The organism is Streptomyces sp. NPDC000941, assembly GCF_053599555.1.
In genome coordinates this window covers 48507-63333 of record NZ_JBSFMM010000033.1, presented here as the reverse complement: position 1 = coordinate 63333, position 14827 = coordinate 48507, and the positions used below count along the sequence as shown (strand labels likewise).

The 14827-nt window shown below is 70.6% G+C and carries 15 protein-coding genes; 1 reads left to right on the top strand and 14 read right to left on the bottom strand.

Annotated features, from left to right (window positions below; genetic code table 11):
- From ACWDSL_RS13690 to ACWDSL_RS13645, 10 genes are all read right to left on the bottom strand, one after another.
- Positions 1–395: flavodoxin-dependent (E)-4-hydroxy-3-methylbut-2-enyl-diphosphate synthase (locus ACWDSL_RS13690; protein ID WP_450484910.1), on the bottom strand; the 395-nt coding region annotated here is incomplete at its 3' end.
- Between the two features lie 4 nt (positions 396–399).
- A complete protein-coding gene (gene hpnH, locus ACWDSL_RS13685; protein ID WP_385631862.1) occupies positions 400–1425 on the bottom strand; it encodes an adenosyl-hopene transferase HpnH in 1026 nt (341 codons plus the stop codon).
- Positions 1352–2089: a phosphorylase family protein gene (locus ACWDSL_RS13680; protein ID WP_450484908.1), complete on the bottom strand. Its 738-nt coding sequence runs from the start codon at positions 2087–2089 to the stop codon at positions 1352–1354. Before ACWDSL_RS13680 ends, hpnH begins: the two co-directional genes overlap by 74 nt.
- Positions 2089–4032: a squalene--hopene cyclase gene (gene shc / locus ACWDSL_RS13675; protein ID WP_450484906.1), complete on the bottom strand. Its 1944-nt coding sequence runs from the start codon at positions 4030–4032 to the stop codon at positions 2089–2091. The genes ACWDSL_RS13680 and shc overlap by 1 nt, the downstream gene beginning before the upstream one ends.
- A 108-nt stretch (positions 4033–4140) precedes the next feature.
- Entirely contained in the window at positions 4141–5238 is a 1098-nt protein-coding gene (locus tag ACWDSL_RS13670; RefSeq protein ID WP_450484904.1) for a polyprenyl synthetase family protein, read from the bottom strand.
- Entirely contained in the window at positions 5235–6647 is a 1413-nt protein-coding gene (hpnE, locus tag ACWDSL_RS13665) for a hydroxysqualene dehydroxylase HpnE (protein ID WP_450484902.1), read from the bottom strand. The genes ACWDSL_RS13670 and hpnE overlap by 4 nt, the downstream gene beginning before the upstream one ends.
- A gap of 236 nt (positions 6648–6883) precedes the next feature.
- On the bottom strand, positions 6884–7846 hold the full coding sequence (gene hpnD, locus ACWDSL_RS13660; protein ID WP_450484900.1) for a presqualene diphosphate synthase HpnD: 963 nt from the start codon (positions 7844–7846) through the stop codon (positions 6884–6886).
- Positions 7843–8835, bottom strand: a complete 993-nt coding sequence (gene hpnC, locus ACWDSL_RS13655; protein WP_450484918.1) for a squalene synthase HpnC — start codon at positions 8833–8835, stop codon at positions 7843–7845. The genes hpnD and hpnC overlap by 4 nt, the downstream gene beginning before the upstream one ends.
- A gap of 334 nt (positions 8836–9169) precedes the next feature.
- Positions 9170–9922 (bottom strand): TetR/AcrR family transcriptional regulator, encoded by a 753-nt coding sequence (locus ACWDSL_RS13650; RefSeq protein ID WP_450484898.1) that lies wholly within the window; start codon positions 9920–9922, stop codon positions 9170–9172.
- Between the two features lie 105 nt (positions 9923–10027).
- Positions 10028–10381 (bottom strand): Rieske (2Fe-2S) protein, encoded by a 354-nt coding sequence (locus ACWDSL_RS13645; RefSeq protein WP_450484896.1) that lies wholly within the window; start codon positions 10379–10381, stop codon positions 10028–10030.
- A 381-nt stretch (positions 10382–10762) separates the two neighbouring features.
- On the opposite strand from ACWDSL_RS13645, the gene ACWDSL_RS13640 reads away from it, so the two are divergent.
- A complete protein-coding gene (locus ACWDSL_RS13640; protein WP_358640012.1) occupies positions 10763–11488 on the top strand; it encodes an RNA polymerase sigma factor in 726 nt (241 codons plus the stop codon).
- Between the two features lie 166 nt (positions 11489–11654).
- Here the strand turns inward: ACWDSL_RS13640 and fabD are convergent, their stop codons facing one another.
- The 4 genes from fabD to ACWDSL_RS13620 all read right to left on the bottom strand — a co-directional run bounded on the left by fabD (position 11655) and on the right by ACWDSL_RS13620 (position 14793).
- Positions 11655–12629, bottom strand: a complete 975-nt coding sequence (fabD, locus tag ACWDSL_RS13635) for an ACP S-malonyltransferase (protein ID WP_450484894.1) — start codon at positions 12627–12629, stop codon at positions 11655–11657.
- An 88-nt stretch (positions 12630–12717) separates the two neighbouring features.
- A complete protein-coding gene (locus tag ACWDSL_RS13630; protein WP_450484892.1) occupies positions 12718–13254 on the bottom strand; it encodes a flavin reductase family protein in 537 nt (178 codons plus the stop codon).
- Between the two features lie 35 nt (positions 13255–13289).
- The gene (locus tag ACWDSL_RS13625) at positions 13290–14369 is read right to left on the bottom strand and encodes a 3-oxoacyl-ACP synthase III family protein (RefSeq protein WP_450484890.1); all 1080 of its coding nucleotides are present in this window, start codon (positions 14367–14369) and stop codon (positions 13290–13292) included.
- 10 nt (positions 14370–14379) lie between these two features.
- Positions 14380–14793, bottom strand: coding sequence for an acyl carrier protein (locus ACWDSL_RS13620; protein WP_450484888.1), 414 nt, complete (start codon positions 14791–14793; stop codon positions 14380–14382).
- Positions 14794–14827: the final 34 nt, after the last annotated feature.

Below are 14827 nucleotides of genomic sequence, written 5' to 3'. Positions count from 1 at the left end.
TTCACCTTGTCGTCGAACTGCCGGATGTTCCCCGGATTCACCCGCACCGCCGCACACCCGGCATCAATCGCCGCGAACACATACTTCGGCTGGAAGTGAATATCCGCGATCACCGGGATCTGCGACTTCTTCGCGATCACCGGCAACGCATCCGCATCGTCCTGCGACGGACAGGCCACCCGTACGATCTGGCACCCCGAGGCCGTCAGCTCCGCGATCTGCTGCAGCGTCGCCCCGATATCCGCCGTCACCGTCGTCGTCATCGACTGCACCGACACCGGCGCGTCCCCGCCCACCGCCACCGACCCCACCCGCAGCCGCCGCGACGGGCGGCGCGCTGCGGGCGGTCGGGGCGGCATCGCGGGAAGTCCCAGATCAATCCCCGCTGACGTCATCACGTCACCCGCGACTTCCTGAGGCCGTTTCGCGGGCCGCGCGCAGCGACTCCTTGAGGGAGCCCATCGTGGCCAGGACGGCGGTCGGCTCATAGCCGCAGTGGGCCATGCAGTTGTCGCAGCGCGGATCCTTGCCGCGGCCGTACTTCTCCCAGTCGGTCTCCTCGATGAGCTGACGGTAGGTGGGCACGTATCCGTCGGCCATCAGATAGCAGGGGCGCTGCCAGCCGAAGAGCGAATAGTTGGGGATTCCCCAGGCGGTGCAGGGGAAGTCGGCCTTGCCTTCCAGGAAGTCCAGGAAGAGCGGGCTGTGATTGAAGCGCCAGCGCCGCCGGTTGCCGCCCGCGAAGGCTTTCTTGAACAGCTCGCGGGTCTGCTCGACCCCGAGGAAGTGCTCCTGGTCGGGCGCCTTTTCGTAGGCGTAGGCGGGCGAAATCATCATCTCGTCCACCTTGAGCTCGTCGTTGAGGAAGTTGAGCACTTCGACGACGGTCTGCGGGGTGTCGGTGTTGAAGAAGGTGGAATTGGTGGTCACCCGGAAGCCGCGCCGCTGCGCCTCCTTGATGGCCTCGACCGCCTCGTCGAACACCCCCTCCTTGGCGACCGACTCGTCATGCCGTTCGCGGAGCCCGTCGATGTGCACCGCGAACGCGAAATACGGGGAAGGCTTGAACTTGTGAATCTTCTTGCGCAGCAGCACGGCGTTGGTGCACAGGAAGACGTATTTCCGGCGCTCCACCAGCTGCCGTACGATTTCGTCGATCTGCGGATGCATCAGGGGCTCACCGCCCGCGATGGACACCATCGGGGCACCGGACTCCAGCACCGCGCCCACCGCCTGGGCGACCGGCATCCGCTGCTTGAGCACGCCGGCGGGATGCTGGATCTTTCCGCATCCCTCGCACTTCAGATTGCACGCGTACAACGGCTCGAGCTCGACAATCAGCGGAAATTTGTCACGACGCTTGATCACTTTCTGGTCGAAGAGATACGTCGCGACCCTGATGGTCTGTCGGAGCGGCATGGCCATCTAGCTCACCTCCTGGGAGCAGCGAAGAACGGTGCCAGGTAAAGAAGGCAGGAAGGATGGTGCGTAGTACGCGGACAGCAGATATTCCCCCGCGCAGTGTTCCGATACGGACGAGTTCATGTTCAGGAGCGTCCACGATCACTCGTACGGCCGCAACCGGGCGTACCCCGGCCGCCACGGCGCTGCGGAGCGTCGCGGCTGACTCCATGTCCACCGCGATCGCGCCGGTGGCGTGCAGCCGGGCCCGCTCGGCCCCTCGTACGACATGGTCGGAGCCGGCGAGCGGGCCGGTGTGGACGGTGCCGCGCCCGGGTCCGGCCCGCGCCAGTCGGGTGAGCGCGTCGGTGAGGACCGCGGTGCCGGTGCACGGCGTGCGGCCCGTATCGTCCCGGGTCTCCTCGGCCACCACCAGGTCGCCCGGGTGCATCCCGGGGGCCAGACCGGCGCAGAAGCCGGTGGCGATGACGGCGGCGCGGGCCGCGCCCCCGCCTGTCTCACCGAGCGCACGGGTCACCGCGCGCTCGGCGGCCTGCGGCCCCATGCCGGTGCGCTCCACGGTCACCGGCCCGGCGGCCTCGCCGAAGTCGCCGCGGCGCAGGGCGAACCGCTCGATGCCGAGCGCGCAGGCGATCAGCAGCGGCGTCTGGCCCGGGCCGGGGGTCATCAGGATCTCCGCGGCCGTGCCACGGCCGGCTCACCGTTGACGTAGCGTCCCAGCGCGGTGACCGGGAAGACCTGCCGGTACAGGTGGTAGTTGATGGAGAAGTCCCAGGGGAAGCCGGTGCCGGTGAAGTACGGCTCGTCCCAGGACCCGTCGTCTTCTTGCGTCTCGGCGAGCCAGGTGACCCCGCGCTCGACCGCCTTGCTCTCCCGCTCCGCCGCCGCCAGCAGGGCCAGCAGCGCCCACGCGGTCTGCGAGGCGGTGGAGGCGCCCCGTCCGGCCCACTGCCGGTCTGGGTAGGAGCGCTGGTCCTCGCCCCAGCCGCCGTCCTCGTTCTGGACCTGCTCCAGCCAGTGGACGGCGCGGCGGATCGCCGGATGGGAGCCGGGGACCCCGGCGGCCACCAGCGCCGGGACGACGGAGCCGGTGCCGTAGACGTAGTTCGTCCCCCAGCGGCCGAACCAGGACCCGTCGGCCTCCTGCTCGGCCAGCAGCCAGGCGACGCCGCGCCGGGCGGCGGGGTCCTGGGCCCTGCCCTCATGGGCGAGCATTTCGACGACATGCGCGGTGACATCGGCCGACGGCGGGTCGATGACCTCCCCGAAGTCGCAGAACGGCAGCCGGTTGGGCAGCCGGCTGGTGTTGTCGACGTCGAAGGCGCCCCATGCGCCGTCGCTGGACTGCATGCCGAGCGTCCAGCGCGTCCCGAGCCGCACCGCCGCCTCGACCCGCTCGGGGTCGGGGTGGCTCACCCGGCGCAGCGCCAGGATGACCTCGGCGGTGTCGTCGGTGTCGGGGTAGTTGTCGTTGTCGAATTCGAACGCCCAGCCTCCGGAGGGCAGCCCGGGGCGCCGCACCGACCAGTCGCCCGGCCGGGTGACCTGCTCGTCGAGCATCCAGTCCGCGGCCTTGATCAGCGCGGGGTGGTCCGGGGCCAGCCCGGCGTCGACGAGCGCGATGGTGGCCAGACAGGTGTCCCAGACCGGCGACTGACAGGCCTCGATCATCCGGCTGCCGTCCTCCCGCCACACCGCGAAGCGGTCCAGGGAGTCAAGGCCGGCGCGCATCACGGGGTGGTCGAGGTCGTAGCCGAGGAGGTGCAGGGCGATCAGGGAGTACACGGCGGGCGGCTGGATGCCGCCCCAGCAGCCGTCGCTCTCCTGCCGCTCCACGATCCAGCGCGCACAGGATCTCAGCGCGGCCCGGCGCAGCGGCCGGACCGCGACCTTGTGGTACGCGTGCAACGCCCGGTCCAGGCGCTGGAAGGCGCCGTCCCAGGAGGCGAGGGGGGCGGGTGCGGACGGCGGGTTGGGCCGCCGGGGGTCGATGTGGAGCTCGTCGAGGGGGAACGGCGCGGGCCGTACGGGGCGCTTGGCCGAGACGACGGTGAGCGGCACGATGGTCTGCCGCGCCCAGCAGCCGAAGTCGTAGATGTTGAGCGGCAGCCACTTCGGAAAATAGATGATCTCCGGCGGCAGCTCGGGCAGGTCCTCCCACTTCCACCAGCCGAACAGCGCGAGCCAGATACGGGTGAACACCCGGCCCTTCGCGATGCCGCCGTGGTCGCGCACCCAGGCGGAAGCGGCGGCCATATGGGGCGCGTCGGGCCGGTCTCCGGCCAGCCGCAGCCCGACGTACGCCTCGATGGTGGCGGAGAGCTCCGGGGGGCCGCCGTGGAAGGTGGCCCAGGTGCCGTCCTCGCGCTGCTCGGAGCGGAGGTAGCGGGCGGCGGCTTCGAAGGTGGCCGAGTCCTGGATACCGAGGAACTGGCGGAGCATCAGGTCCTCGGCGTCCATGGTGACGTTGGTCTCCAGGTCGCCCTTCCACCAGCCCTGTTCGTCCTGACGGTCCAGCAGATGGCGGGTGGCCCGCGCCGTCGCCTCCCGGGCAAGCACTAACGTCGCGGGTTCGATGGGCTCGGGCGGATGGACGGTTGTCGCTGTCATGGCTTCCCCTTTTGCAGTGTGAGATCTCTGCCGTGGTGGGGCTTCCGTCGGCCGGCACCCCGGATGGGTGCCGGCCGGCGACTGCGAGCTATATGCGGTCGATAGCGATCATCTCTCTCGTACGACGACGAAATCGGCGAGCGCCATGAGCTGCGCCCGGACCCGGTCCTCCATGTCCACCTGGTCGAGCGCCGCGACAGCGGTGGCGTGCTGCCGGCGGGCCTCCTGCGAGGTCCAGTCGCGGCCGCCGGCCTGCTCGATCAAGGCCGCGCGGGCGGCGAACTCCTCCTCGTCGAAGTCCGCGAACTCGGCCTCGGTCTTCTTCGCGTCGGCCGCGAGCAGCCGGGCCAGGCGCTCGGACGCCTCGCCGCCCGCGTCGAGGGCGGCCACCACCGGCAGCGACTTCTTGCGCTGGCGCAGATCGCTCCAGGTCTGCTTGCCCGTGGCGTCGGGGTCGCCCCAGATGCCGAGCAGGTCGTCCACGGCCTGGAAGGCGAGCCCGAGGTGGTAGCCGTACCGCTCCAGGGTGTCGGCGGTACGGTCGTCGGCGCCGCCGAGGACCGCACCGATGGAGGCGGCACAGGCGAGCAGCGCGCCGGTCTTGTTGCCCTCCATCTCCAGGCACTCCGCGACGGTGACCCGCTCGCGGTGCTCGTAGCTGATGTCCTGGGCCTGGCCGTCGATGAGCTTGCGGGTCGCGGAGGTGAGCCGGCGGGTGGCGCGCCCGGCCTCCACCGTGCCCAGTTCGAGCAGTATCTCGCCGGCCAGGGCGAACAGCGCGTCCCCGACGAGGATGGCCTGTGCCGGTCCGTGCACCTTCCAGACGGTGTCGCGGTGGCGGCGCTGCTCGTCACCGTCCATCAGGTCGTCGTGCAGCAGCGAGAAGTTGTGCACCAGCTCCACCGCGACCGCACCGGGCACCCCCACCTCGGCGGCCTGGCCCGCCACCTCGGCGGACAGCAGCGCGAGGGCCGGGCGGACGGCCTTGCCGCCGTCGCCCGCGGCCGGGCGGCCCTGGGCGTCGATCCAGCCGAAGTGGTAGGCGGCCACGGTGTCCATGGGCGAGGCCAGTCGGTCCACGGCGGCGCGCAGCACCGGCGTGGCGAGCGTGCGTCCGCGCTCGAGCAGCGCGATCACGCCTGCGGTGTCGGCTGCTGGGGTCGCCGGGGTCACGGTCTCTCCTTGGTTCTGTGTGGTGGTGCTCATACCGCCTCCTTGGGGATCCCCCGGCCGGAGGCAGGGGGCGGGTCGCGATGCGGGCGGCCGAGGTCGCGGAGGGCCGTACGGGCGGCGGACAGCCCACTGCGCACGGCGCCCTCCATGGTCGCGGGCCAGCCGGTGGCGGTCCACGCCCCGGCCAGGTACAGGCCGGGGGCGTTCGTGGGGGCGTCGGGGCGCAGCCGCCCGACGCCGGGGGTGGGGGCGAAGGTCGCGGTGCGCTCGCGGGTGACGAAGAAGTCGCGCACCGCGGCGCCGCGGGTGGCGGGCAGCAGCCGCTCCAGCTCGGGCAGATAGCGGGCGCGCAGCTCGGCGGCCGGGAGCTCGATCTCCTGGTGCGCCGCGGACTGGGACAGCGCCAGATACTGGCTGTCCCCCGCTCCGGGGAGCTTCGGCAGGCCGGAGGCGTCGGTGCGGTCGAAGACCCACTGGACGGGGGTGCCGATCGCGGCGAAGAAGGGACGGCGCATGACTTTGCGATCGTAAACCACATGGATGTTCAGGATCGGCGCCGTGCCGATGCGCAGCAGCCGGTCCGGGGCGTCCAGGGCGCCCTCGGGGAGCAGGGTGTGTGCCTCGCGCTGCGGTACGGCCAGCACCACCGCGTCGGCCTCCAGCGGCGCGCCGTCCGCCGTATGCACGCTCCAGCGGCCCTGGGCGGTGCGGGTGACGGCGGTCACTTTCGTGCGCAGCTCGCAGGTCACACCGGCCTTGTCCAGGGCCGCGCGCGCGAGGGTGTCGTGCAGTTCGCCGAGGGAGGTGCGAGCCCAGCCGATGTCGGCCGCGCCGGGGTGGGAGAGCAGCCCGGTCTTGAAGACCATGGCGGCCAGGCCGAGCGAGGCGTCGCGGGCGGTGGCGTTGAGCGTGGCGACCCCGACCAGGTCCCACAGCGCCTCCACGGCGCGCGGCGACTGTCCGTGGCGGCGCAGCCAGTCGCCGAAGTCCACCCCGTCCAGGGCCGGGTCGGCCGGGTCGAGCCGGCCGAGGGCGAGCGCGGCGCGCCCCACCTGGGCGCGCTCGGCCAGCGAGAGGTGCGGATAGGTGGCGAGGCTCGCGGCCAGGTGCAGCGGTACGGGCAGGGCGGCGCGGCGCAGCCGGCCGAGCCGCCGACCCGGCCGCCCGTCGGCGTCCAGGACGGGCACGTCGAGCCTGCCCTGCAGCGGGGCGAGCCGTGCGCCGTCGACCCGGTCCAGGAACCACCGGTAGGCGGAGCAGCAGCGCAGATACACATGCTGACCGTTGTCGACGGTCAGCTCGCCTACAGGGGACGGGCGGCGGAAGGAGAAGGCGAGCCCGCCCAGCCGGGGCCGCCCCTCCAGCACCGTGACCCGCAGCCCGGCGTCGGCGAGCGCGAGCGCCGCCGTGGTGCCCGCCAGCCCGCCGCCCACGACGACCACGGACCCCCGCGATGGGCCGCCGCCCGTTTGTCTTTGTGATGGCGCGGCCGCCCCGAGGGGGCGGCCTGCCGTCTCTGCACCGCGCGGGCCGGGGTCGGCCTGGGGGCGTGGAGTCGGGGCGACGTGTGGGCTTGGGGTCGGGCTTGGGGTCGGGCTTGGGTTTGAGCTTGAGTTTGAGCTTGGGGTTGGGCTTGGGGTTGGGCTTGTGCGGCGTGGATGCGGGTCCGCCGGGAGGGTCATGACCGTCCCCCGGCGGCGCGGCGGGCGGCGGCCCGGGCGTCGAGCCCGGCCAGGCCGCGGACGGCGACGTACACCTTCTCGCGGCCGGGGAGCGAGACCCGGCCGCGCAGCACGGCGTCCGGGTCGCGGGCGATGCGCTCCAGGAGCCTGCGGTAGATGCCGGCCATGGCGGCCACGCAGGCGCCGCTGCGGCGGTCCAGCATCGGCAGCAGCTTGTAGCCCTCGGCGAACAGGGCCCTGGCCCGCCGGACCTCGAACTGCACCAGTCCGGTGAAGTCGGCGTCCGGCGGGGCGATCGAGGCGTGGATGCCCGTCGGGCAGCCGAACTTGGCGAGGTCGTCGGCGGGCAGATAGGTGCGGCCGCCGGAGGCGTCCTCACGGATGTCCCGAAGGATGTTGGTGAGCTGCAGGGCCAGGCCGAGCGTATCGGCGTACTCGGGGGCGCGCTCGATCTCGCGCGCGCTCATCCCGGGGGCGCGCACGGTCCCGAAGACGCCGAGGGAGAGCCGCCCGATGGCGCCCGCGACACAGCGGCAGTAGCCCCTGAGGTCGTCCCAGGTCTCATACGTCTGACCGGCCACATCCATCAGCACGCCGTCGATCAGCTCGTCGAGCCCGCCCAGCGGGATCGGGAAGCGGCGCGCGGCATGCGCGAGCGCGACGGCGACCGGGTCGGTGTCGTCCTCCTCGACCCCGCGGTCCCTGATGCGGTCGAGCACGGCGCGGGTCTCGGCCAGCCGCGCCCGCTTGGCGTCGGCGTCCAGGCGGCCGTCCCCGATGTCGTCGACACGGCGCGAGAAGGCGTAGAGCGCGGACATCGCCCGGCGCTTCTCGGTGGGCAGCAGCCTGATGCCGTACGCGAAGTTACGCGCCTGCTGTCCGGTCACGGCCTCGCAGTACCGGTACGCCGCGAGCACTGGTGCGGACGCGTGCGGAGCTCCGGTCACGGTCCGGCTCACCCCTCTCTTCGCAGTGTCGCCCCCACCTCGCGCAGCAGGCTGAGCTTGGTGGGTCTGGGCGGTCCAGGCAGTACGTCGTATCCCGCGGCCGCGACCGCCCTCAGAGCGGCCCGTCCCCCCGCCACGAACCCGGCGAGCAACCACTTGAGCCTGCCGTGGACGCTACCCACGAGGGGGGTCCCTTCATTCAGCAGGGTTTCGGCGCGGGCCGCCTCATGGGCGATCAGGGCACGCACCGGGGCACCGGCCGTGGGCGCGGCGAGATCGGCCTCCGTCACCCCGAAACTCTTCATGTCCTCGGCGGGCAGATAGACGCGGTCGCGGCGAAGGTCCTCGGCGACGTCCTGCAGATGTTCCACGATCTGGAGCGCGGTGCAGATCGCGTCGGAGCGGCGGACCCGCTCGGGGCTGGTGGTGCCGGTCACACCGAGCACCAGCCGGCCCACGGGGTTGGCGGACAGCTCGCAGTAGCCGAGCAGATCCTCATAGGTTTCGTACCGGCGCACCCGCTGGTCCTGCCGGTTCGCCTCGATCAGGCCGAGGAACGGCTCGGGCGGCAGCCGGTGGCGGCGGACCGTGGGGCGCAGCGCGCGCAGCAGCGGATGGCGGGGGTCCGGCGACACGCTGCTGGTGCCGCCCGTACTCCCCGGCTCGCCCTTACCGCCCGCACCGCCCGGCTCGCCGAAGACGCGCCACAGGTCCTTCTCGAACGCGTCGAGCATCGCGAGCGGGTCGTCGGCCCGGTCGCGGTCGAGGCCCAGCAGCTCCGCGTCGGAGCCGCCGGGGGGAAGGTCGCCGTCGCCGATGTCGTCGACCAGACGGGCGTAGCCGTAGATCGCCATGAGGTCGGCCCGCCAGGCGCGGGGAAGGAAGAAGGGGGCGACGGGGAAGTTCTCGTGCGCGGCCTTGTCGAGTACGGCCCGGGCGGCCTCCTGCCCGTCGAGGGGACCGCTGGACGTGCTATGGGACCCGCTGCGCTCGTCCTCCACGGTCACCGTGGACAGCCAGGCGTACGGGCAAGGACCAGGTCTCCGCCCGGGCCCGGGTGACCGGGCCCTGTGGGAGAGCTGGAGATGGGCCGGGTAGCCAATGCCGTCACATCCCCCGTTCTACACCGGTTGCCAGGGTCGACACGATGCGGACACGCCGCGCCCGCCGCGTCAAGGGCGCTCGACGCCGCACCCCACTCACAGGGGACAGCGACACAGGTTCGGCGTGCCCGGATGGGCACCGGTACAGCTTACGCCTCTCGGTGTACAAACGTGCCGCGATGTACCCCGAGGCGGCCCTAGGTGATCCCCTAGGTGATCGTCCATGGATCCCCTAGGCCCCCTGGGCCGTGTCGTCCTCGTAGAACTCCTCGATGTCCAGCATGAGGCAGAGGTTGCGCAGCTCGAACTCGAAGAAGGACTTCCCCTCCTGCAAGGCGAAGGACATATGGCCAAGGGCCTCCATCGAGATCACCCCGTACAGCCGCACCCAGCAGCGGAGCATCACGGCGAGCGCGCCCGGGGGCATCTCGACGCCCTGGTCCTCGCTGAGCTCGACCAGCGCCCGTACGAGCCCGGGGTCGAGCTCCTCCTCCTTGGGGGCGGGGAAGCCGCGCACCCGCCACAGGTCCGAGATCAGGTCGGAGAACACCGACCCGAAGACCCAGCCCATGTTCCGGTCGGGTTTGGTCTCCTCCCGGCCCAGGCCCGGGGCCCAGGGGCCGAGTATGAGCCCGAACTCATGGGGATGCTTGATGGCCCAGACGCGCAGCGCTCTCGCCCCGCCGATCAGCCCGCGGGCGGGCTCCGACTCGGGAAGCCGCCCGATCACACCGCGCATATAACGGGCCATCTCGGCGAAGATGTCCACGCGCAGCTGGAGGATCAGGGCGTCACGGCTGCTGAAGTAGCGGTAGACGGCGGGCGCGGTCATGCCCATCTCACGGGCGATGGCCCGGATCGTCACGTTCTCCGGGCCCTCCTGAACCAGGAGCGTCCGGGCGACATCCTTGATCTCGCGGATGGTCGCGATGCGCAGCCTCTCGCGCCGTGAGTACGGTGCGACGTGCGCTTCCCCTGGCGACACGCGTCCCCCTCCCTGATACTCCGCCGCTCGACAAGAAACCCGGCGTTCAGGCACACGATACAGCGCCTCCGTTTAGTGAACGCCGCCCGCGTCAGTTCCCCGCGTTCACTGGCGAGAAAGGAACACTTCTCCGTCCACTACGTGGACCGCGTAGGCCTCTACGGGGTCCACCGCGGGCATCTCCAGCGCCTCGCCCGTGCGGAGGCAGAAGCTGCTGAAGTGCCAGGGGCAGACCACGGTCTCCCCTTCCAACTCGCCCTCTGACAAGGGGGCTTCTTCGTGCGAGCAGCTGTCGCGCAGGGCGCGGACCGTACCCCCGACGTTCGCCAGGAGCACCTTGACGCCCTCCACTTCGACCGTCGTCATCTCGCCAGGCTGCACATCCTCCAGGCGCGCGACGCGGATCCCGCCCTGGATCCCGCCTTGGTTCCCGCCTCGCTCGTTCACGGTCTCGCTCATCGTGTGGCTCCCCTCTGTGGTGCCTGTGTGGCGGGCACGGTGACCCCGCTTCACAGATAGCGGAATGTCAGCTTCAGATACACCGGACGCATATTCGAAACAAAATCCGCACCGCAACCGGATCGACTATCGGACGCCGCGCCGGGGCGCGTACCCCGGCGCATCCATCGTAGACTGGCTACCCGCCAGTCAACATTTCCACAGCCCCCCGGAGACGGTTGACAGGCACAGTCAGCGCCGCTCTATAGTAAACACTCGTAGCTGAGGTGAATTTGAGTTTCGGTCACCTTGCGGCGGACCGGCGTAATAGGTGTCGATCGAACCTATTCAGCCGGGAGCCAAAAAAGAAAGTTCACGGGGGGATACGTGTACGCACGGTCATTGAACGATCTGGTGGACGGCTGTCTTGCCGGGGATCAGGACTGCTGGAATCAGATCGTAGAGCGGTATGCGCCGTTGATCTGGGCGATCGCCCGCTCACACCGGCTGAGCCCGGCCGACTGCGGCGATGTCAGCCAGGCGACCTGGCTGCGCGTCGTTCAGCACCTGGACAAGCTCCGGTCACCGGAGCGGCTGGCCCAGTGGATTTCCACCTCGGCCCGCCGGGAGAGCCTGAAGCACCTGGAGAAGTCGGGGCGCAGCGTGCCGGTCGGCGGCGCCGAGGCGTTCGACCGGCCGGAGGTGGCCGGGGAGCTGCCGGAGGATGTCGCGCTGGCCCGCGAGCGCGATGACGAGGTCCTGACGGCGTTCTGCGCGCTGTCGCCCAAGTGCCAGGCCCTTCTGGGGCTGCTGGTGACCGATCCGCCCATGTCGTACGACGAGATCAGCGAGACGCTCGGCATGCCGCGGGGCTCGCTGGGCCCGGTGCGTGCGCGCTGCCTGGCCCATCTGAAGAAGCTGTTACAGGATCAGGGTCGCGTCCATAAGAGCGACACCGTGCTCGCCTCCCGCATCAGGGCGGCCGGTCTGCGGGCCTTCGCCGTGAGCCGGCGGTCTACGCAGGAGAAGCATGGGCCGTCCGGTTCTCGTGGACCTGGTCCTTCCGGTCCACCGCCGCGTCTTCCGAATCCTCGTCGGCACCAGGAAGGCGAGACGCGTTTTCTCTGAAGACTGATCGCGCGTTTTCCAGCACGCTGTTGGGCACCGGACCGAGAGCATCGGACAGGCGTCCCAGCAATTCCGCTTGCTCATCGTCCATGGTTCCGGCTCCTTCTCCCCGCTCGGCGGGCGCGTCCTAAAGCCGCGCCCGTCGTGCACCTATAGATTCAGAGGTTCAATCTACAACAGGGGGTTCGGGTTCACCATTGCTCGTCATGGCATTTATGGCCCGGTCGAGTTGGCGTGCGTCACGCGTGGCGTACTGCGGAATCTCCGGCCGGGTCGCACGGGCGAAGCCGGTGAGCACTTTCCCCGGTCCGACTTCGACAAAGGCCGTGGCACCGTCCGCCGCCAGCCGCTCCAGAGTCTCGGTCCAGCGGACCGACCCGGCGAGCTGGCGGCGCAGCCCGTCCACCGCCCCGTCCGCGCCACGCACATATCCGGCGGTCACATTGGCCACGACCGGAATGCGCGGCTCGTGAAAGGTGACCGCCTCCAAGTCGGCCCGGAAGGCTGCCTCCACATCCCGCATCAGACTGCAGTGGAAAGGTGCGCCCACATCGAGGATCACCACCTTCTGCGCCCCGGCCTCCTTTGCCGCGGCCGCCGTCGCCCGGACGGCGGCGGCCGTGCCCGAGATCACCAGCTGTCCGGGCTCGTTGTAGTTGGCCACCTCGACCACCCCGCCCTCCTCGGCCCCCACCGAGGCGCACAGCTTCTCCACGGCCGGGGCACCGAGCCCGATCACCGCCGCCATGGCGCCCGGGGTCCGTTCGTTGACCGCGGCCATGAGCTCGCCGCGCCGCCGGACCAGCCGCAGCGCATCGCGCCAGTCGAGCACCCCCGCGCACACCAGGGCCGTGTACTCCCCCAGGCTGTGCCCGGCGACAAGCGCCGGTTCGATGCCGCGTGAGCGCAGCACATCCAGGGTGACAAGGCTGGTCAGAAAGACGGCGGGCTGGGTGATACGGGTGTCCCGCAGCTCTTCCAGAGGGCCTTCCCAGCACAGCCGGGAGAGCGGGAATCCCAGCAGTTCGTCGGCCGGCCGGTAGTAGCGGTCCAGCAGCTCCGGGTGGCGCGCGACAAGGTCATGTCCCATGCCGACGCGCTGGGAGCCCTGGCCGGGAAAGAGAAAGGCGATCGCGCTCATGAGAACTCCTCAATTGATGGGCGAGGTGTGATGCCGAGGCAAAGACACGGGGGCCGTGCGCGGTGTCCCGCACGGCCCCCGTGCTCTGTCAAGGAATGGTGAGAAAGCGCCCCTGATGAAAGGCGAGCGGGGGAATGTCCAGGAATTCCGGGCCCGCGTCGAGATCGAACACCTCGGCGATGAAGAGGGTGTGGTCCCCCGCGGCGACCGTCTTCCTGACCCGGCATTCGAGATGCGCGAGCGTGCCGGCGAGGACCGGAGCGCCGCTTGGGCCCAGATGATGCGGGATGCCGGCGAACGCCTCATGGCCCGAGGGACGGCCGGAGGCCGCGAACCGGGCGCCGAGCTCCGCCTGACCCCGGCTGAGGATGTTCACGGTGAACGCTCCGGCCGCCGCGACCACCGCGCCGGTGCGGGAGCCGGCCCGCAGACAGATCATGATCAGCGGCGGGTCGAGGGACAGCGAGGCGAATGAGTTGACGGTGGTGCCGTGCGGACCGTCCTCGGCCCGCGCCGTCACGATCGTGACACCGGTGAGGAACTGGCCCATGACCTGCCGGAATTGCTGCTGGGTGATGGATCGCCATCGTGGTGAAGCCGAGGTGGTGGCCGATGCGGTCTCCATGGGTGTCACGCCCCCTGTGTCGTCGGCTTGCGGTCTCAGGCCGGGGCCTCGGCTGTCCAGTCCACGACCGCGCCCGCGTAGATCCACTTGGTGCTCTCCACCCCGACCAGCATGATCCGGTCCCCAGGCTTGACCCGGCCCTTGCGCCATGCGTCGTCCAGGAAGAGCGGGACCGCGGCACAGCCGACCGCCCCCATGGTGGAGAGGCTGTCGATGATCTTGCCGTCGAGGGCCTTCCACTCGGTGGTGTCCAGGCCCGTCTCGCGCAGCGAGTCGAGCATCCAGCCGACATTGCCCTCCGGCACCAGGCACAGATCGACCGTGTCCACGGCCAGGCCGGCACGGGCCAGCGTGGCGCTGATCGCCTCGGTCACCATGACCGGGGTGAAGTCGCCCGCCCCCACGACATCGACCTTCAGGTCGACCAGCCGCTTGGCCTTCAGCTGCTCATGGATGGGGGCGTGGGTGCCGCCGCCGACGGAGTGGATGCCGGGCTTGCGTCCGCCGCCGATGCAGGCGGAGGCCGCGCCGCGCAGCCCACCGGGCCCTTCCTGCGCCCGCAGCACCATGGCCCCCGCCCCGTCGCCGAACATGTACAGCGGCATACGGTCGCGCATCCGGATGGCTTCCGGGTCCTTGCCGAGGAAGATCGGAGCGAGCACCGGCGAGATCGCCTCGCTGCCGATGACCAGCGCGGTGGTGTGCACCCCGGCGGCCAGATACATCCGCGCGATGTCCAGGGCCTGCACCACGCCCGCGCCGCCGGAGCGGATCTCCAAGGTCGCGCACCGCTCCAGCCCCAGACGGTCCTGGACGAAGTTGACCAGCGGCGGCAGCGGGTAGTCCGGGGTGCCGGTGGCCAGGATCATCAGGTCGATCTCGCCGGGCTCGACCCCGGCCGAGTCCAGGGCCCGCACGGCGGCCTTGTAGGCCATGTCCGAGTTGTTCTCCCGGTGCTCACCGGTCGCGGGGTCGATCATCCAGTAACGGCGCTCGATGGACAGGCCCTGGAGGACGTCCTCGGGCAGTGGGCCGGCGAGCCGGGCGATCTCACTGGTGGGTATGGGATCGCCCGGCTGGTAGCCGCCGGTACCGACGATATGGATCGCGGTCACCGTGGTCCCCTCACGCGGCCGCGGTGGCGGCAGAGGCCTCGACCTGGGTGACCACCAGATCGACCAGGTTGTCCACTGTGAACAGGCCCATGACCTGGGTGGCCTGGAGCCGGCCGGACAGCTCGGCCACATCGATCTGCGGCATCACCCGCTTGAGCTGGGCCAGCCCGCGCTCGGTGATGATCTCGTTCTCGTCGCCGAACTCGTCGTCCGGGATGCCGCCCTGGACATACTCGGCGAGCTGGGCGGCCTGGATCTTGACTCCGATCGAGCGCTCCAGGCGGAAGAGGATGTCGAGCAGGTCGATCGACTCGGCCCCGAGCTCGTCGAGCAGGGTGGCCTCTGGAACGACCTCCTCCGGCTCGGCGCCCACCGCCTCGACAACGGCCTTCTGGACGGCTTCGCTGATCTGGGTACGGTCCATGTGAGGGTCTCTCCTGTGGCAGTGACGATTAAGT